The organism is Streptomyces sp. NPDC126497 (genome assembly GCF_040302425.1).
GTDB lineage: Bacteria > Actinomycetota > Actinomycetes > Streptomycetales > Streptomycetaceae > Streptomyces.
The window spans coordinates 1-17,972 of record NZ_JBEORT010000128.1 but is presented as its reverse complement, the minus strand read 5'-3'; the positions used below and the strand labels follow the sequence as shown (position 1 = coordinate 17,972).

18 protein-coding genes are annotated in these 17,972 nt (G+C 73.2%); 5 read left to right on the top strand and 13 right to left on the bottom strand.

The genetic code is table 11. The annotated features are described in order from the left end of the window. Positions 1-141 precede the first annotated feature (141 nt). From ABTY20_RS32105 to afsQ1, 5 genes are all read right to left on the bottom strand, one after another. Positions 142-342 (bottom strand): PspC domain-containing protein, encoded by a 201-nt coding sequence (locus ABTY20_RS32105; protein ID WP_352000668.1) that lies wholly within the window; start codon positions 340-342, stop codon positions 142-144. A gap of 59 nt (positions 343-401) precedes the next feature. Next, complete coding sequence (locus ABTY20_RS32100; protein ID WP_352000667.1) at positions 402-983, bottom strand: VanZ family protein; 582 nt, start codon at positions 981-983, stop codon at positions 402-404. Between the two features lie 82 nt (positions 984-1,065). Then, entirely contained in the window at positions 1,066-1,683 is a 618-nt protein-coding gene (locus ABTY20_RS32095; protein ID WP_352000666.1) for a hypothetical protein, read from the bottom strand. Continuing rightward, a complete protein-coding gene (locus ABTY20_RS32090; protein WP_352000665.1) occupies positions 1,683-3,281 on the bottom strand; it encodes an ATP-binding protein in 1,599 nt (532 codons plus the stop codon). The genes ABTY20_RS32095 and ABTY20_RS32090 overlap by 1 nt, the downstream gene beginning before the upstream one ends. Then, positions 3,278-3,955, bottom strand: a complete 678-nt coding sequence (afsQ1, locus tag ABTY20_RS32085) for a two-component system response regulator AfsQ1 (RefSeq protein ID WP_030830243.1) — start codon at positions 3,953-3,955, stop codon at positions 3,278-3,280. The genes ABTY20_RS32090 and afsQ1 overlap by 4 nt, the downstream gene beginning before the upstream one ends. 251 nt (positions 3,956-4,206) lie before the next feature. Here afsQ1 and ABTY20_RS32080 point away from each other — a divergent pair, with 251 nt between their 5' ends. Together ABTY20_RS32080 and ABTY20_RS32075 are read left to right on the top strand one after the other, a co-directional pair. Then, the gene (locus ABTY20_RS32080) at positions 4,207-4,944 is read left to right on the top strand and encodes a SigE family RNA polymerase sigma factor (RefSeq protein ID WP_352000664.1); all 738 of its coding nucleotides are present in this window, start codon (positions 4,207-4,209) and stop codon (positions 4,942-4,944) included. Positions 4,945-5,338: 394 nt separating this feature from the next. After that, complete coding sequence (locus tag ABTY20_RS32075) at positions 5,339-5,977, top strand: DUF6518 family protein (protein ID WP_352000663.1); 639 nt, start codon at positions 5,339-5,341, stop codon at positions 5,975-5,977. Here ABTY20_RS32075 and ABTY20_RS32070 read toward each other — a convergent pair. The 4 genes from ABTY20_RS32070 to deoC form a co-directional block, all read right to left on the bottom strand. Then, entirely contained in the window at positions 5,974-6,621 is a 648-nt protein-coding gene (locus ABTY20_RS32070; protein WP_352000662.1) for a uridine kinase family protein, read from the bottom strand. The two genes, ABTY20_RS32075 and ABTY20_RS32070, sit on opposite strands and share 4 nt — an antisense overlap. A 240-nt stretch (positions 6,622-6,861) precedes the next feature. Then, positions 6,862-7,749 carry an aldehyde dehydrogenase family protein gene (locus ABTY20_RS32065; RefSeq protein WP_352000661.1) on the bottom strand — a complete coding sequence of 296 codons (888 nt, stop codon included), beginning with the start codon at positions 7,747-7,749 and terminating at the stop codon, positions 6,862-6,864. Then, positions 7,742-9,178 carry an aldehyde dehydrogenase family protein gene (locus ABTY20_RS32060; protein WP_352000660.1) on the bottom strand — a complete coding sequence of 479 codons (1,437 nt, stop codon included), beginning with the start codon at positions 9,176-9,178 and terminating at the stop codon, positions 7,742-7,744. Before ABTY20_RS32060 ends, ABTY20_RS32065 begins: the two co-directional genes overlap by 8 nt. A 5-nt stretch (positions 9,179-9,183) precedes the next feature. Further along, on the bottom strand, positions 9,184-10,137 hold the full coding sequence (gene deoC / locus ABTY20_RS32055) for a deoxyribose-phosphate aldolase (RefSeq protein ID WP_352000670.1): 954 nt from the start codon (positions 10,135-10,137) through the stop codon (positions 9,184-9,186). Between the two features lie 167 nt (positions 10,138-10,304). Between deoC and ABTY20_RS32050 the strand changes: the two genes are divergently transcribed. Next, entirely contained in the window at positions 10,305-10,979 is a 675-nt protein-coding gene (locus ABTY20_RS32050) for a PH domain-containing protein (protein ID WP_352000659.1), read from the top strand. 105 nt (positions 10,980-11,084) lie between these two features. Here ABTY20_RS32050 and ABTY20_RS32045 read toward each other — a convergent pair whose 3' ends face one another. From ABTY20_RS32045 to ABTY20_RS32035, 3 genes are all read right to left on the bottom strand, one after another. Further along, entirely contained in the window at positions 11,085-12,734 is a 1,650-nt protein-coding gene (locus tag ABTY20_RS32045) for a phospho-sugar mutase (RefSeq protein WP_352000658.1), read from the bottom strand. Positions 12,735-13,194: 460 nt separating this feature from the next. After that, positions 13,195-14,019 carry a purine-nucleoside phosphorylase gene (locus ABTY20_RS32040; RefSeq protein WP_352000657.1) on the bottom strand — a complete coding sequence of 275 codons (825 nt, stop codon included), beginning with the start codon at positions 14,017-14,019 and terminating at the stop codon, positions 13,195-13,197. An 89-nt stretch (positions 14,020-14,108) separates the two neighbouring features. Next, positions 14,109-14,549: a gamma-glutamylcyclotransferase family protein gene (locus ABTY20_RS32035; RefSeq protein WP_352000656.1), complete on the bottom strand. Its 441-nt coding sequence runs from the start codon at positions 14,547-14,549 to the stop codon at positions 14,109-14,111. A 97-nt stretch (positions 14,550-14,646) separates the two neighbouring features. On the opposite strand from ABTY20_RS32035, the gene ABTY20_RS32030 reads away from it, so the two are divergent. Together ABTY20_RS32030 and ABTY20_RS32025 are read left to right on the top strand one after the other, a co-directional pair. Continuing rightward, complete coding sequence (locus ABTY20_RS32030; RefSeq protein WP_352000655.1) at positions 14,647-16,095, top strand: NAD(P)H-quinone dehydrogenase; 1,449 nt, start codon at positions 14,647-14,649, stop codon at positions 16,093-16,095. A gap of 109 nt (positions 16,096-16,204) precedes the next feature. Beyond that, a complete protein-coding gene (locus tag ABTY20_RS32025; RefSeq protein WP_352000654.1) occupies positions 16,205-17,146 on the top strand; it encodes a DeoR/GlpR family DNA-binding transcription regulator in 942 nt (313 codons plus the stop codon). Between the two features lie 670 nt (positions 17,147-17,816). On the opposite strand, the gene ABTY20_RS32020 is transcribed toward ABTY20_RS32025, so the two are convergent. Continuing rightward, positions 17,817-17,972 (bottom strand): acyl-CoA carboxylase biotin carboxyl carrier protein subunit (locus tag ABTY20_RS32020; RefSeq protein WP_352000669.1); only part of this gene is annotated, 156 nt, incomplete at its 5' end.

Below are 17,972 nucleotides of genomic sequence, written 5' to 3'. Positions count from 1 at the left end.
CTCGGCGGCCTGCCGCTGCAGGGCCCCGGCCAGGGCGCCACCGTCAACGGCGTCCCGATCGCCTGACACCCCGTCCCGATGGGGCGCGCCCCGGCTCCGGGGCGCGCCCCATCGGCGTGTTCGCGGGAGGCGGCGCCGGGGTCACCAGGCCGCCCGCGCCTTGTCCTCCGACGGCAGCAGGATCCACAGCGCCGCGTAGAGCAGGAACTGCGGCCCCGGAAGCAGGCACGACAGCAGGAAGACCACCCGCACCGTGGTCGCGGAGGTGTCGAAGCGCCGGGCCAGCGCGGCGCACACTCCGCCGATCACGCGGTTGTGGGTGGGGCGGGCGAGGCGGCTCATCGCGGCTCCTTCGTGAGGGGTGGGAGGCCTCCCGACCGGCTGCCTCCATGCCCTCCACGTTACGGAGACGAAGGGGGCAAAGCGTCACTCCACGGGGCGATCCCGACCCTGGGAATCGTCGGGGTCCTCCCCTGAGCCGGCTCCTCCGGGAGGAGGGCCGTGCGCGACCGCCGTGCCGTCCGGCGGCGCAGCCGGGCACGGGCCGCCGGCACCACCGCGGCATGCGCCAGCGCCGCGCCCGCCGTGTTCAGCAGCAGCGAGTCGACGTCCACGACCTGGCCCGGCACCGCCGTCTGCAGCATCTCGACGGCCAGCGACACCAGCGCGGTCGCCGTCATGGCGCGGATCAGCGAACCCAGCCGCGAGACGGCCAGCCGGCCCCCCGCCATCGGCAGCAGCACGCCCAGCGGCGCGAGCAGCGCCAGCCCCTCACCAACCCGGCGGACCCCCGTCGTCCAGCCCAGCGCGAAGTCGCCCCGGATCCCGTCCAGCGGACGCAGATTGGCGGGCATCACCCAGGGGACGTCCAGGGGACGCAGCGTGTACCAGGCGACGAACGCGAGATGCGCGGCCAGGAGGAGACCCCCTGTCACACGGATACGGGGAGCGGCGGAGCCGCCGATGAGGCCTTGACGCTGCACGCCCCCCTAGACGCGGCCACCGGCACGATCGGTTCCGGGACGTCACCCGTTCACCGCATGAGGCGTGCGCCACAGCACCGGCTCACCCGCCGGCGGCCTCGGAGGGCGGCGCTTCCCCGTCCGGACGGGACCGGACCTCGTCCGTGCACGCGTAGCGGCGCGGGCGGGCGTCGCCGGGACCGCCCAGGATCACCGAGCCGTCGCCCTCGGTCGCCGCCGAGTCGGAGAGGGTGCACACGACCTGCGCGAGCCCGGCGGAGGCCAGGTCCCCGGGCGCGGTGCTCAGCCGCAGCGCGTCCTCCGGATCGCCGGGCCGCGGACCGCTCACGGTCGTACCGCGCGGTACCCGCGTGTCGTACCCGGCCTGCCGCTCGGCGGCCGACGGCCCCTCGGACAACGCGTCCAGCAGCCCCTGCGCCACCAGCACGCGCCGCGAGTCCGCCGCACCGTCCGGCACCCGCACCGCCCGGTCCACGGCCACCAGCGACGACCCGCACAGCAGGAACACCTGCGCCGGCACTCCCCGGTCCGCCCGCGCCGACGCCTCGGCCCCGGTCGGCGAGCAGCGCACCCGCGACGGCGCCGGACCGAAGTCGGTCGGCACCTCCGTGGCCCGTATCCCGCACCCGGCGAGCAGCGCGCCCAGCGCCCCCGCGGCGCACAGCCCTCCCGCACGCCGCAGAGCAGTCCGTACGTTCATCAGGAGCCCCCCTCGGCGCCCTCGTCCCCGATGCCGCCGGCCTTCTCCGCGGGGCTCTGCGCGGACACGTCCCGCGGCAGCCGCAGCGTGAAGACGGCACCGCCCTCGGGGGAGTTGGCCGCGGTGATCCCGCCGCCGTGGATGTGGGCGTTCTCCAGCGCGATGGACAGGCCCAGGCCGCTGCCCTCGGAACGCGGCCGGGAGGCGCTCGCCTTGTAGAAGCGGTCGAAGACGTGCGGCAGGACCTCCTCCGGGATGCCCGGCCCGTGGTCCCGCACCTCGATGACCACCGTGCCCCCGTCCCCGGCGCCCTCCGCGTCGTCCTCCCGCACGGACACCCGCACCGGCGACCCGCCGTGCTTGAGCGCGTTCCCGATCAGGTTCGCCAGGATCACGTCCAGCCGGCGCGGGTCGATCCGGGCGTGGATGCCGCGCTCGGCGTCCAGGTCGACCGCGTCCAGCCAGGCGCGCGCGTCGATGCAGGCGGTGATCTGGTCGGCGACGTCCACGTCGTCGAGGACCAGCCGGGCGGTGCCCGCGTCGAAGCGGGTCACCTCCATGAGGTTCTCCACCAGGTCGTTCAGCCGCCGGGTCTCGCTCACCACCAGCCGCACCGCGGGCTCGACCATCGGATCGATGCCGCCGGCCTCGGACTCCAGCTCCTCCTCCAGGACCTCGGTCACCGCCGTGATCGCGGTCAGCGGCGTACGCAGCTCATGGCTCATGTCCGCCACGAACCTCCGGGACGCCTCGTCGCGTCCCGCCATCTCCGCCACCCGCTTCTCCAGCGCCTCGGCCGCCTTGTTGAACGTCCGCGAGAGATCCGCCAGTTCATCGGTGCCCGACACCCTCAGCCGGGTGTCCAGCTTCCCCTCCCCGAGCCGCCGCGCGGCCACCCCGAGCCGCTGCACCGGCTTCAGCACCGTCGTCGCCGCCGCGTGTGCGAGCAGCGCGGAACCTATCAGCGCCAGCCCGGTGGCGATCCCCAGCGACCAGGCCAGCGAGTTGAGGTCCTTGGCCTCCGGCTCCAGCGACTTCAGCATGTAACCGGTCGGCCCGCCGCCGATCACCCGCGCCCCCGCCACCAGGTACGGGGCGTCACCGTCGACGATCCGCTGCCAGTACAGGTGGTGCGGGGACGCGTTGTTCGACGTGACCTTCTGCCGCTCGGTCACCGCCTCGCGCAGCGAGACCGGCACGTCCTGCAGCGAGAAGCCGTTCAGCCCGCCCGAACTGCCGTACACCGTCCGCCCGTCGGGGTCCTCGGCGACCAGCAGCACGGTGAAGCGCTGGCTGCTGGTCGCCATCTGGTCCGCCGTGCGCTGCAGTTCGTCCTGGGTGGGGTGCTCGGGCAGGGTGCCCGCCCGGTTGCGCATCTCCTGCTCGAAGTCGCGCAGCACCGCGTCCTGGGTACGGGTCAGCACCGACTCGCGGTTCAGCCAGTACGCGATGCCCGACGCGGACACCGCCGCGGTCAGCGCGACCAGCCCGAACACCACGACCAGCCGCAGCCGCAGGCTGGTGAGCCGCAGCCGTGACCACACTCCCCTGCGCCCGGCGGACCAGCCGCCGTCCCCTCCTTGGTGCTCCTGTGTCACTGAGGCGCGTCCAGCCGGTAGCCGACACCGCGCACGGTACGGATCAGGGTCGGGGACGACGGCACGTCCTCGACCTTGGCGCGCAGCCGCTGGACGCACGCGTCCACCAGACGCGAGTCGCCCAGGTAGTCGTGCTCCCACACCAGCCGCAGCAACTGCTGCCGGGACAGCGCCTGCCCCGGCCGTCGGCTCAGCTCGAGGAGCAGCCGCAGCTCGGTCGGCGTGAGCTGGAGGTCCTCGCCGTTCTTCGTCACCGTCATCGCCGAACGGTCGATGACCAGGCTGCCGAAGGTCGCCGAGTCGCTGGACTCCCGCTCCCCGCGCCTGAGCACCGCCCGGATCCGGGCGTCCAGCACCCGGCCCTGCACCGGTTTGACGACGTAGTCGTCGGCTCCGGACTCCAGCCCGACCACCACGTCGATGTCGTCGTTGCGCGCGGTCAGCAGGATGATCGGCAACTGGTCCGTGCGCCGGATGCGCCGGCACACCTCGAAGCCGTCGATGCCGGGCAGCATCACGTCCAGCACGATCAGATCCGGCCGCTGCTCGCGCAACAGCTTCAGACCGTCCTCACCGCTGGCAGCGGTCGCCACCCGGTGACCCTGGCGCGTCAGTGAGAGCTCCAGGGCCGTGCGGATGGCGTCGTCGTCCTCGATCAGCAACAGGGAAGGCACGGGCTCATTCTGGCCCATGGAGGGCTCCCTGTTCGACCCGTGGGCGACAGATGCCCGTTGGGCCCGGATACGTGCCGCTCCGCGCACGGACGCCCGCGAAGGACCCGCGTCCTCCCTGCGACCGGCCCCTGTGACACGTCTGTGACAGTCGGCGGACACGGCCATGAAGGTCCCCGGGCAAGCTTTTCGACACCAGCAGGACAGCACGACAGCACGACAGAACACCGGAAGTCCACGACGGGGGGCGCGAGATGAACACGCTGCACGGCACCAGCACCAGCGCAGTGATCACGCGTCTGCACGACGTGCACCGGGGTTCCGAGAAGTCCGGTGCGGCGGGCATGCGGGGGTGCGCCCGCGGCACCGGGCGTCAGCACACCACGATCATGACGGTGGTTGACGCGCCCACGGGGGGCACGAACGGGGGGACCGCGTACGGGGAGGACCCGGGGGAGCGGCGCTCGGCGTCGGAGGCGGAGTTCACCGCCTACGTCCAGGAGCGCCGCGCCTCCCTGTACGCCACCGCCTACCACCTGACCGGCGACCGCTTCGAGGCCGAGGACCTGCTGCAGAGCGCGCTGTTCTCGACCTACCGGGCGTGGGACCGGATCAGCGACAAGGCGGCGGTCGGCGGATACCTCCGCCGCACCATGACCAATCTGCACATCAGCGCGTGGCGCCGCCGCAAGCTGAACGAGTACCCGACCGAGGAACTGCCGGAGACGGCCGGCGACACGGACGCGATGCGCGGCACCGAGCTGCGCGCCGTGCTGTGGCAGGCGCTGGCCCGGCTGCCCGAGCTCCAGCGCACCATGCTGGTCCTGCGCTACTACGAGGGCCGCACGGACCCGGAGATCGCCGACATCCTCGGCATCAGTGTCGGCACGGTGAAGTCCAGCATCTGGCGGTCGCTCCGCCGGCTGCGCGAGGACGAGGTCCTCAGCTTCGGCCGTGACGAGGAGGACGCCTTCGGGGAGCTCGTCGCCTGAGGGTACGGGGGACCTGGGGTCCGGGGGAGCCCGGAGAACCCGGGGACGGCGGGGGCGTCGGGGGCGCCGCCGCGACGAACGGGGGGAACCGCGGGGACGTCGGGGGACGTCGCCGCGACGAACGGGGGATCGGAGGGGGAAGCACGAGGGGGTCACGGGGGATCTCCACGGATCCGGGGGACCGAGAGGGACCCGGGTGATCGCGGGGAGTCACGGGGGAGTGCGGAACAGCGGGACTGCGGAGGGCCGGGGGGCCCGTACGCGGTCCCGCTCTTTCGCGTGCTCACCGCGCACCGGCGTGCCGCGACTCGTCGACGGCCCCGCCACCGGACCGGAACCTTTGACCCCCGGCCACTAAACACCGTGTGTATACATGATGTGTATAGTGCGGTCCATGACCACCGCGACCGCACCCCGCCGCGACACTCCCGCCGCCGTTCTCCCCGCCGTCGTGGCCTTCGGGCTGCTGCTCGGCTGGGCGACTTACACCCTGCACGGGATGACGCCCCTGCTGGAGCGGGCGACCAACTCGGTGTCCACCTGGATCATCTGGACCGCCGTGGCCGGTGCGCTGATCCGCGACCGGCGGCTCGCCGTCTGGAGCGGGGCGCTGATGATGCTTGCCACCTGCGCCGGCTACTACACGACGTCCGCGCTCGGGGACGCCTTCGGCGCCGGAGGGCTCGGAACCGCGGCCGTCTGGTCGGTGGCGGGGCTGGCGGGAGGGCCGCTGCTCGGGTGGGCCGGCTGGACCGTGCGGCACGGGCAGGGGGACGCGCGGCCGCCGGCGGGGGCGGCCATCGCGATGGTGGTGCTGGGCGAGGGGCTCTGGCTGGGACTGAGGCTGCGCTACTGGGGGGAGGCGGCCGTGTTCCTGACCGTCGGCGCGCTCCTCGCCGCCTGCACGACCGTCTTCCTGGCGCGCGCCGGGGTGCGTCGCCCCTGGCTGTGCGCCGTCCTCGCCCCCCTCCTCGCTCTCGCCTTCTACCTCGCCGAACTGCTCGTGCTCGACCGCCTGATCGGCTCGTTCTAGAGCTGCTGCGGAGAACTCGCCGCGGTCGCCGGGCGTCCGGCGACCGCCGCGGCGGCCAGTCGGATCAGCGCCTCGTCCCAGTCGCAGGCGTACGCGCCCAGCGTCGTCTGGCGGGTGACGATCGACCGCTCCAGCCGCATCAGCCGCCAGCCGCGGCGCAGCAGGAACGGCACCGATTTGCGGCCCTCCTTCAGGTCCCGCAGGAACCGCCGCCGGAACGTCCGCACCGGGCCGCGGTTCAGGCACAGCGCGTCGGCCAGCAGCCCCCGTTCCCGGCAGCGCTCGACGATCTCCGCGGCGAAGATGCCCTCGGCGATGAACAGCGGCGTACCGCCGATGTCGACGCTCCCCTCACCGGTGCGGGCGCTCAGCGAGATGTCGTAGACCGGGACCTGGGTGCGACGGGTGCGGCACAGCCGCTCGATCGCGGCGACGGCGGTGTCCGCGTCCCAGGAGCCGGGGTGGTCCCAGTCGATGTCGGAACTGCCGGTCACCAGAGGCAGGGTCGGGTCGTCGCCCTCCTTGTAGAAGTCGTCGAGGCGCAGCACGGGAAGACCGGAGCGGGCCGCGAGGCGGGACTTGCCGGAGCCGGAGGGGCCGCAGAGCAGCACGACTCGCGCGGATATGGGCGACTGGGAACTCACGGGACACCAGTCTGAGGCATCGCCCGGGCGGCGTACGACCCGCGGTACGGCTTTGAAGCGCGCATCACACGCCGGCCACCGTCCGCACGGATCCGGTCACCCGTCGGAGCGGTGGACCGGCGCACCCCGACCGTCCTCGCGGCCGGCGCGGCGGCGCCGGCCGGGCGGGCACGGAACGGCGGAGCGCCGCACCCCTCCCGGGCGGGGAGGGGCACGGCGCCCCGGTCGTGACGAGGCGGCTCAGTACGCGGAGCCGGACGCGCCCAGCGAACCCGTCGGGTGCCAGACCGTCTTGGTCTCCAGGAACGCCGTCAGGCGCTCCGTGCCGGGCGTCGCCGACCAGTCGTCCACAGGCTGTGGACGCAGGACGCGCTTGAGGTTGTCCGCGGCCGCGATCTCCAGCTCCTTCGCCAGCGCCTCGTCGGCGCCCGCGAGGTCGATCGCGTTGACGTCCTGGTGCGCGGCGAGCGGGGCGGCGATCTCCGCCGTGCGGCCGGAGAGGACGTTGACCACACCGCCCGGGAGGTCGGAGGTGGCCAGCACCTCGCCGAGGGAGAGGGCCGGGAGCGGGAACCTCTCGCTCGCGATCACGACCGCCGTGTTGCCGGTGGCGATGACGGGGGCCACCACCGAGACCAGGCCCAGGAAGGACGACTCCTGCGGGGCCAGCACGGCGACCACGCCCGTCGGCTCCGGGGAGGAGAGGTTGAAGAACGGACCGGCGACCGGGTTGCCGCCGCCGACCACCTGGGCGATCTTGTCGGTCCAGCCCGCGTACCAGACCCAGCGGTCGATCGCCGCGTCCACCTGGAGGGCCGCCTCGGCCTTCGACAGGCCCTCGGCGTCGGCGACCTCGGCGACGTACTGGTCGCGGCGGCCCTCCAGCATCTCCGCGATCCGGTACAGGATCTGGCCGCGGTTGTACGCCGTCGCGCCGGACCAGCCGCCGAACGCCTTGCGCGCGGCGACCACCGCGTCACGGGCGTCCTTGCGGGAGGAGAGCGGGGCGTTCGCCAGCCACGTGCCCTTGGAGTCCGTCACCTCGTACACCCGGCCGCTCTCGGAACGCGGGAACTTCCCGCCGACGTACAGCTTGTAGGTCTTCAGCACGTTGAGTCGGTCAGACATCGAGGTACGCCTCCAGGCCGTGGCGGCCGCCCTCGCGGCCGAAGCCCGACTCCTTGTAACCGCCGAACGGCGAGGTCGGGTCGAACTTGTTGAACGTGTTGGACCAGACGACGCCCGCGCGGAGCCTGTTCGCGACCGCCAGGATGCGCGAGCCCTTCTCCGTCCAGATGCCCGCCGACAGGCCGTACGGGGTGTTGTTGGCCTTGGCGACCGCCTCGTCCGGCGTGCGGAAGGTGAGGACGGACAGGACCGGGCCGAAGATCTCGTCGCGGGCGATGGTGTGCGCCTGGGTGACGCCGGTGAACAGCGTCGGGGCGAACCAGTAGCCGTTCTCCGGGAGTTCGCAGGCCGGGGACCAGCGCTCGGCGCCCTCCGCCTCGCCCCGGTCGGCCAGCGCGGTGATCCGGGCCAGCTGCTCGGCGGAGTTGATCGCGCCGATGTCGGTGTTCTTGTCCAGCGGGTCGCCGAGGCGGAGCGTGGACAGGCGACGCTTGAGGGAGTCGAGGAGCTCGTCGTGGATCGACTCCTGGACCAGCAGGCGCGAGCCCGCGCAGCAGACCTGGCCCTGGTTGAAGAAGATGCCGTTGACGATGCCCTCGACGGCCTGGTCGAGCGGTGCGTCGTCGAAGACGATGTTGGCGCCCTTGCCGCCCAGTTCGAGGGTGAGCTTCTTGCGGGTGCCCGCGACCGTGCGCGCGATCTCCTTGCCGACGGCCGTGGAGCCCGTGAAGGCGACCTTGTTCACGTCCGGGTGGGCGATCAGCGCGGCGCCGGCGCGGCCGTCGCCGGTGAGGATGTTGACGACACCCCTGGGCAGGCCCGCCTGGCGGCAGACGTCCGCGAAGAACAGGGCGGACAGGGGGGTCGTCTCGGCGGGCTTCAGGACCACCGTGTTGCCGGTCGCGAGCGCCGGGGCGATCTTCCACGCCAGCATCAGCAGGGGGAAGTTCCAGGGGATGACCTGGCCCGCCACGCCGAGGGGGCGCGGGTTCGCGCCGTAGCCGGCGTGGTCGAGCTTGTCGGCCCAGCCCGCGTAGTAGAAGAAGTGCGCGGCGACCAGGGGGAGGTCCGCGTCGCGGGTCTCCCTGATCGGCTTGCCGTTGTCGAGGGTCTCGAGGACGGCGAGCTCGCGGCTGCGCTCCTGGATGATGCGGGCGATGCGGAAGAGGTACTTCGCGCGCTCGGAGCCGGGGAGCGCCGACCACTTCTCGAAGGCCCTGCGGGCGGCCTGCACGGCGCGGTCGACGTCCGCCTTGCCGGCCTCGGCGACCTCGGAGAGGACCTCCTCGGTGGAGGGGGAGACGGTCTTGAAGACCTTGCCGTCGGCCGCCTCGGTGAACTCGCCGTCGACGAACAGGCCGTAGGACGGGGCGATGTCGACGACCGAGCGGGACTCGGGCGCCGGTGCGTACTCGAATGCGGATGCCATGGTGATCAGTCCACCGTCACGTAGTCGGGGCCGGAGTAGCGGCCGGTGGCCAGCTTCTGACGCTGCATCAGCAGGTCGTTCAGCAGCGAGGAGGCGCCGAAGCGGAACCAGTGGTTGTCCAGCCAGTCCTCGCCCGCGGTCTCGTTGACCAGGACCAGGAACTTGACGGCGTCCTTCGACGTCCGGATGCCGCCGGCCGGCTTCACGCCGACCTGGACGCCGGTCTGCGCGCGGAAGTCGCGGACCGCCTCCAGCATCAGGAGGGTGTTCGCGGGGGTCGCGTTGACGGCGACCTTGCCGGTCGAGGTCTTGATGAAGTCCGCGCCGGCCAGCATGCCGAGCCAGCTGGCGCGGCGGATGTTGTCGTACGTCGACAGCTCGCCGGTCTCGAAGATGACCTTGAGGCGGGCGTCCGTCCCGCAGGCCTCCTTCACGGCGGTGATCTCGTCGTACACCTTCAGGTAGTCCCCCGCGAGGAACGCCCCGCGGTCGATGACCATGTCGATCTCGTCCGCGCCGGCGGCGACGGCCTCGCGGACGTCCGCCAGCTTCACGGCGATCGGGGCGCGGCCGGCCGGGAACGCGGTGGCGACGGAGGCGACCTTGACGCCGGAGCCGGCGACGGCCTCCTTCGCCGTGGCCACCATGTCGGGGTAGACGCAGACCGCGGCCGTGGCGGGCGTGGTGCGGTCGGTCGGGTCGGGACGGACCGCCTTCGCGCCGAGCGCCCGGACCTTGCCCGGGGTGTCCGCGCCTTCCAGCGTCGTCAGGTCGACCATCGAGATGGCGAGGTCGATGGCGTACGCCTTCGCGGTCGTCTTGATCGAACGGGTGCCGAGGGAGGCGGCACGCGCCTCCAGGCCGACCGCGTCGACGCCGGGCAGCCCGTGGAGGAAGCGGCGCAGCGTGCTGTCGGACGCGGTGACGTCGCTGAGAGCATGGGGTGCAGTGGTGGGCATGGTCACCAGACGAGCATATCTACGCGCGTAGCGGCTGTACAGCCCCGGGGGACGTCCCGGGGCGGCCCGGGGTGGTCCGGGGAGCGGTTCGGGCGTTCAGCCCACCCGGTCGCGTGCCGGTTCCACCGCGTACGACGTCCCCGGGGGCGTCGTGCAGAATCGGGAGCATGACCTCCCCCGAGCACCACTCGTCCGACCCGGAGTCCACGAAGCCCTCCGGGACCGGGGCGCCCCAGTACCAGGACCGGATCTACCGCTCGACCGCCGCCCTCGCCGGTGGCGTGCTGCTGCTCGGCCTCGTCGGATGGCTCGGCATCGACGCGGTGGTCGCCGGTGAGGGCCGCACCCCGTGGCTGGCGCTCGCCGCGATGCTCCTCCTGGTGCCGCTGATCGTCGCCTACACCCTGCGCCCCGCCGTCCACGTGAACGACGACCGGCTGCGCGTGCGCAACCCGTTCCGCCTGATCGTGCTGCCCTGGGGGCAGGTCGCCGCACTGCGGTCCGGTTTCACCAACGAGGTCCTCGCCGTGTCCGGCGCGAAGTACCAGCTGTGGGCCCTTCCGGTGTCGCTGCGGGCCCGCAACAAGGCGAACCGGCAGGAGGCCCGGGCCGCCGCGCAGGCCGTGCGCGGGGACGGCGGCCGACGCGGTGCGGGGGGTGCGGCCGAGGAAGCCCGGCGGCACGAGAGCGACCGGGCGATGGAGGAGATGCGCGGGCTGCACGAGCGGCGGCAGGACGCCGGGGCCGCGCAGGGCGAGGTGACCGTGCGGTGGGCCTACGAGATCATGGGGCCGGCCGTCGCGGGGGCCGTGCTGATGGCGGTCCTGCTGGCCGTGGGATGAGCGGGCGGCCCGGTGCCACCGGGCGCCACCGGGGGCGGATGCCGCGCGGTGTCGCCCGGTGGCGGATGGCGCGGGGCGGGCGCGCTCGCCCCGCGTGGGGATCCGTCAGATGCCGGCGGCCTCGGACAGGTCCTGCTTGATCCCCGAGAGGAGGGCCGCCGCCTTCGCGCGGGCCTCGGGGAGGCCGGCCCTCGTGGCGACCGGGACCACCACCTCCAGGTAGCACTTCAGCTTCGGTTCCGTGCCGCTGGGGCGGACGACGACCCTCGCGCCGTCCAGGGTGTAGCGGAGGCCGTCGGTGGGCGGGAGGGTGTCCGTGCCCCGGGTCAGGTCCTCGGCGGTGGTGATGCGCAGGCCGGCCAGCTCCGTGGGCGGCCGGTCGCGCAGGCGGTGCATCGCGGAGGCGATCAGACCGAGGTCCTGCACGCGGACCGAGAGCTGGTCGGTGGCGTGCAGGCCGTGCTCCACGGCGAGGTCGTCGAGGAGGTCGAGGAGGGTGCGGCCCTCGGCCTTCAGCCCGGAGGCCAGTTCCGTGAGGAGGAGGGCCGCCGTGATGCCGTCCTTGTCGCGCACGCCGTCCGGGTCGACGCAGTAGCCGAGGGCCTCCTCGTAGCCGTAGCGCAGGCCCTCGACCCTGGCGATCCACTTGAAGCCGGTCAGGGTCTCCTCGTGGGGGAGGCCGGCCTTCTCCGCGATGCGGCCGAGGAGGGACGACGACACGATCGACTCGGCGAACGTGCCGGTCGCTCCGCGGCGGACCAGGTGGGCGGCGAGCAGGGCGCCGACCTCGTCGCCGCGCAGCATGCGCCAGTCCGTGCCGTCCTTGACCGCGGCGGCGCAGCGGTCGGCGTCGGGGTCGTTGGCGATGACCAGGTCGGGGTCGGTCTCCCGGGCCTTCGCGAAGGCCAGGTCCATCGCGCCGGGCTCCTCCGGGTTGGGGAACGCGACGGTCGGGAACTCCGGGTCGGGGTCGGCCTGCTCGGTGACGAGGACGGGCCGCGGGAAGCCGGCCCGTTCGAAGGCGGCGAGGAGGACGTCCTTGCCGACGCCGTGCATCGCCGTGTAGACGGTGCGGGCGGTGCGGGGGGAGTCCTTGGACAGGACCGCGTCCGTGCGGGCGAGGTAGGCGTCCAGGACGGTGTCGTCGAGGGTCTCCCAGCCTTCGGTGGGGCGGGGGACCGTGGTGAGCGAGGCCACGGCGGCGATCTCGGCGGCGATCTCCGCGTCGGCCGGGGGGACGATCTGCGAGCCGTCGCCGAGGTACACCTTGTAGCCGTTGTCGCGCGGCGGGTTGTGGCTGGCGGTGACCTCCACGCCGGCGACGGCGCCGAGGTGCCTGATGGCGAAGGCGAGGACGGGGGTGGGGAGGGGGCGGTTCAGGACGGCCGCGCGCAGTCCGGCACCGGTCATGACGGCGGCGGTGTCCTCGGCGAAGTCACGGGACTTGTGGCGGGCGTCGTAGCCGATGACGACGAGGCCGGCCGTGCCGTCCGGCTGGGCGGGGCCGTGCTTCTTGAGGTACGCGGCGAGGCCGGCGGCCGCGCGGATGACGACGGAGCGGTTCATGCGCATCGGGCCCGCGCCGAGTTCGCCCCGGAGGCCGGCGGTGCCGAACTGGAGGGTGCCGCTGAAGCGGGCGGCGATCTCGGTGTGGTCGCCGGCGTCGATGAGGCGGGCGAGTTCCTCGCGGGTGTCGGGGTCGGGGTCCTCGGCGAGCCACGCCTGGGCCTGTGCGATGAGGGCGTCGTCTTGCACGGTGGGTCGGCCTCTCTCGTTGGTCGTCCGTCAGGGTTTCACGGGTGCGGGTCTTGTGGGTGTGGTGCGGCGTGCGGTCCGGTCGGTGGGATGCCTGCGGCGCAGCTTTCGGTGCGGTGGGGGCGGGTGTGGCGTCTGCGGCCGGTGGGCGGGTCGGGGGTGTCCGTCCTCGACCGGCGCGGATCACGCGTGCCGGAGGGGGTGCGGGGTGCGCACGCGCCGGCCGCTGCGGGCGCCCCCCCCGCCCCGTCCCCTCCGCGCCGTGGGCGTCACGTCGCCATCGGCCTCCGCCGTGTCCGCCGCGGGCGGTCGCGCCGCAGGGCGGTGGGGGCACCTCCCGCTCGGCCGAAGCCGGGAGGGGGGAAGGCACCCGGCCCACATCGACACGGGGCACCGCCTCGCACGCGCCGGGCGCGGCGGCTGCCGCAGGCCGTCCGCCGCGCGCACCGGCGACCGCGTCCTACAGGCGGCCGAGGACCTGGGCCAGGAGGGAGCCCATCCGGGTGGCGGAGTCCCGGCCCGCCTGGAGGACCTCCTCGTGGTTGAGCGGCTCGCCCGTCATCCCCGCCGCCAGGTTGGTGACCAGGGAGATGCCCAGGACCTCCGCCCCCGCCTCACGGGCGGCGATGGCCTCGAGCACCGTCGACATGCCCACCAGGTCCGCCCCGATCACCCGGGCCATCCGGATCTCCGCCGGGGTCTCGTAGTGGGGGCCGGGGAACTGCGCGTAGACCCCCTCCTCCAGCGTGGGGTCGACCTCCTTGCACAGCGCCCGCAGACGCGGCGAGTAGAGATCCGTGAGGTCGACGAAGTTCGCGCCGACGATCGGGGAGGTCGCCGTGAGGTTGATGTGGTCGCTGATCAGGACCGGCTGGCCGGGGCGCATGCCCGCGCGCAGTCCCCCGCAGCCGTTCGTCAGGACGATCGTCTTCGCCCCCGCGGCCACGGCCGTGCGGACACCGTGGGCCACCGCGGCGACCCCGCGTCCCTCGTAGTAGTGCGTACGGCCCAGGAACACCAGGGCCCGCTTCGCGCCGATGGCGTACGAGCGGATCTTGCCGCCGTGGCCCTCCACCGCCGGCGGCGGGAAACCGGGCAGCTCGGTGACCTGGAACTCGGCCTCGGGGGCGCCGAGGGCGTCCACGGCCGGGGCCCAGCCGGAGCCCATCACGAGGGCGACGTCGTGGGTCTCGGCGCCGGTGAGTTCGCGCAGGCGCGCGGCGGCGGCGTCGGCTGCGGCGTACGGGTCGCCCTGGATGTCGTCCGGAAGAAGAGAAGCATTCACGCGACGAGGGTAGCCGGTAATCGCCTACGCGCGTAGATGTGGGAGTGGGCGGGTTGGCGATCGTTGTCTTGTCGTTTCCCGCGAAGGGGTCAGCAGGGGCGCTTGCGGAGTTCCATCACATAGTCGTGGGGTGCGCCCGCGGATTCGGCCGCGTCGGCGATCCCGCCCAGGTAGCGGGCCGCGGGAAGGCCGCCCTCGTACCCGTTGAGGACGTAGGTCCAGGCCGGCTCCTCCCCGTCCAGGGTGTGGACGCGGACCCGCGTGCGGCGGTAGAGGTCCAGGCCGCCCGCGCCCTCCCAGCGGTCCAGGGTCTCCTCGTCCATCGGGGCGATGTCGTAGAGGGAGACGAAGACCGCCGAGATCGGGTCCTCGACCAGCGTGGCCAGCGCCCCCTCCCCGCCCGTCCGCTCGCCCCCGAACGTCAGCCTCCACCCGTTCAGCCAGCCGGTGGCGCGCAGCGGCGAGTGCGGGGCGCGGCGGGACATCAGCCGCGCGTCGAGATTGGCGGCGTACGCGGCGTAGAGCGACATGGGGGAAGGGTACGGCAGGGGGAACGGGCGCCACTCCGGTAACAGGGGGGCCACGGCCGGGGCCCCCGGGCGGTCGCACGGTGAAGTGTGCGGGACAATGGAGTACGTGACTCGGATCGTGATCATCGGTGGCGGACCCGGCGGATACGAAGCGGCGCTGGTCGCCGCACAGCTCGGCGCGGAGGTGACCGTCGTCGACCGCGACGGCCTGGGCGGGGCGTCGGTGCTCACCGACTGCGTGCCGTCGAAGACCCTGATCGCCACGGCCGAGGTGATGACCACCTTCGACTCCTCGTACGAGGAGCTGGGCATCATCGTCGCCGACGACACCCCGCCCATGGAGCAGGCCGCCCGGGTGGTGGGCGTGGACCTGGGCAAGGTCAACCGGCGTGTGAAGCGGCTCGCCCTGGCCCAGTCGCACGACATCACCGCCTCCGTGACCCGGGCCGGCGCGCGGGTGCTGCGCGGGCGGGGCCGGCTGGAGGGCATGCAGGCGCTCGACGGGTCGCGGAAGGTCGTGGTGCGCGCCGCGGACGGCACCGAGGAGACGCTCACCGCGGACGCCGTGCTGATAGCGACCGGCGGGCACCCGCGCGAGCTGCCGGACGCCCGCCCGGACGGCGAGCGGATCCTGAACTGGACCCAGGTGTACGACCTGAACGAGCTCCCCGAGGAGCTCATCGTGGTCGGATCCGGTGTCACGGGCGCCGAGTTCGCCGGCGCCTACCAGGCGCTGGGGTCGAAGGTGACGCTGGTGTCCTCGCGCGACCGGGTGCTGCCGGGCGAGGACCCGGACGCGGCCGCCGTGCTGGAGGACGTCTTCCGCCGCCGCGGCATGAACGTCATGGCGCGCTCCCGCGCCCAGTCCGCGAAGCGGGTCGGGGACCGGGTGGAGGTGACGCTCGCCGACGGCCGCGTCATCACCGGGTCGCACTGTCTGATGGCCGTGGGCGCCATCCCGAACTCCGAGGGCATGGGCCTGGAGGAGGCCGGTGTCCGGCTGCGGGAGTCCGGCCACATCTGGACCGACAAGGTCTCCCGGACCACGGCTCCCGGCGTCTACGCCGCCGGCGACGTCACCGGGGTCTTCGCACTCGCCTCGGTGGCGGCGATGCAGGGCCGTATCGCCATGTACCACTTCCTGGGCGACGCGGTGGCCCCGCTGAACCTGAAGACGGTCTCGTCGAACGTCTTCACCGACCCCGAGATCGCCACCGTCGGTTACTCCCAGGCCGACGTCGACGCCGGCAAGATCGACGCCCGCGTGGTGAAGCTGCCGCTGCTGCGCAACCCGCGCGCGAAGATGCAGGGCATCCGCGACGGCTTCGTCAAGATCTTCTGCCGTCCGGGCACCGGCATCGTGGTGGGCGGCGTGGTCGTCGCGCCGCGCGCCTCGGAGCTCATCCACCCCATCTCGATCGCGGTCGACAACAACCTGACGGTGGAACAGATCGCGAACGCCTTCACCGTCTACCCCTCGTTGTCGGGCTCGATCGCCGAGGTGGCACGCCAGTTGCACACCCGGAAGGCGGAGGCGGGGGCCTGACGGCCGGAGAAACGGTCCTATACCACTTGCCGTGGAGCCGTGCGAACAACTTCTGCTATTCAGCGCAAACTGCTGAAAGCAGACGGTCGTCGGCGTTACTGTCAGTTTCGTGTTCGCTGCAGAACGTCGCCAATTGATCCTCGAAATGGTGCGAGCGAACGGGGCCGTGTCGCTCCGTGAGCTCGCCCGCGTCGTCCAGACCTCCGAAGTGACCGTACGGCGGGACGTGCGCGCGCTGGAGGCAGAAGGACTCCTCGACCGCCGGCACGGCGGTGCGGTACTGCCGGGCGGTTTCACGCGAGAGTCCGGTTTTCCGCAGAAGTCACATCTCGCGACCGCCGAGAAGACCGCCATCGCCGACCTCGCCGCGAATTTCGTGGAAGAGGGCGAGGCGATCGTGGTCGGCGCGGGTACCACCACGCAGGAGCTGGCCCGCCGGCTGGCCCGGGTGCCCGGGCTCACGGTCGTCACCAACTCCCTGCTGGTCGCCCAGGCGTTGGCCCATGCCAACCGGGTGGAGGTCGTGATGACCGGCGGTACGCTCCGCGGCTCGAACTACGCCCTGGTGGGCAGCGGCGCCGAGCAGTCCCTGCAGGGGTTGCGGGTCTCCCGGGCGTTCCTCTCCGGAAGCGGCCTCACCGCCGAGCGCGGGCTGTCCACCTCCAACATGCTGTCGGCGTCGGTCGACCGGGCGTTGGTGCAGGCCGCGGCGGAGGTGGTGGTCCTCGCCGACCACACCAAGCTCGGTACGGACACGATGTTCCAGACGGTGCCCACGGACCTGATCACGCGGCTCGTGACGGACGAGCCGGCCGGGCACGACGACCGGGCGGCCACCGAGTTGCAGGCGCTGGCCGACCAGGGCGTGCAGATCGCCGTCGCGGGGGCGGGGGGTGAGGGGGGCTCAGCGGGACGACAGCGCCGGGACGTTCCTCTCCCCGGGCCGCGTCGGCAGGGACCCGGACTGCGTCCGGCCGTGGCGCTGGGAGCGGGGGAGGCGGCGCAGGGGGCCGAGCGGGCGGCGCGGGTGGCGGACCTGCGCAGGCGCTGACGCCCAGCTCGGGGTGCTTGGTGAGCGCCCTGCGCTTGTTGCTGCGGGCCGGGGGTGGGTGTGTGCGCCTCCCCTGTGCCTATCGGGTGCCTCGCGTCGACGCGGAGCGGGGTTGCGCCGTCCTGGTGTCTTGCGGGGCGCCCCGCGTTGAGGTGGGCCGGGGGTGTTCGCGCAGCCCGGCGCTTACGGGGTGCCTCCCCCACTCCCGGCTCCGCCCGAGCAGGGGGACCGGGGGGGTACCTCCCAGGCCCTTTCGGGCTCTGGGGGAGGCACGACTGCCCGCGGGCGGCGGTGGTAGCGGTAGTCGCGTACGGCGGGGAGGGGACGGGGCGGGGGTGGCCGCCCGCAGTGGCCGGCGCGTCCGCACCCCGCACCCCCTCCGGCGGGCGTGATCCGCGCCGGTCCGAGGACGGACGCCCCCGACGCGGCCCCGACCCACCCACCGGCCGTGGGCGCTGCCCCAACCCCCACCGAAGCCGCACAGGCGCCGCAGGCATGGGACCCGCACCCCACCGAACCGAAAGCCGCACCGCGGGCATCCCGCCCACCGGACCGAACACCGCACCGCAGGTGTGGGACCCTCGCTCCCACCGGGGTGAACAGCGGCGCCGCAGGTACAGGACCCGCACCCTCACCGGGGTGAACAGCGGCGCCGCCGGCGGCAGGTGCGTCAGTCCTTGATCTCGCAGATGGCCGCGCCGGAGGTGATGGAGGCGCCGACCTCCGCGGTCAGGCCCTTGACCGTGCCGGAGCGGTGGGCGTTGATGGGCTGTTCCATCTTCATGGCCTCCAGGACGACGACCAGGTCGCCCTCCTGGACCTCCTG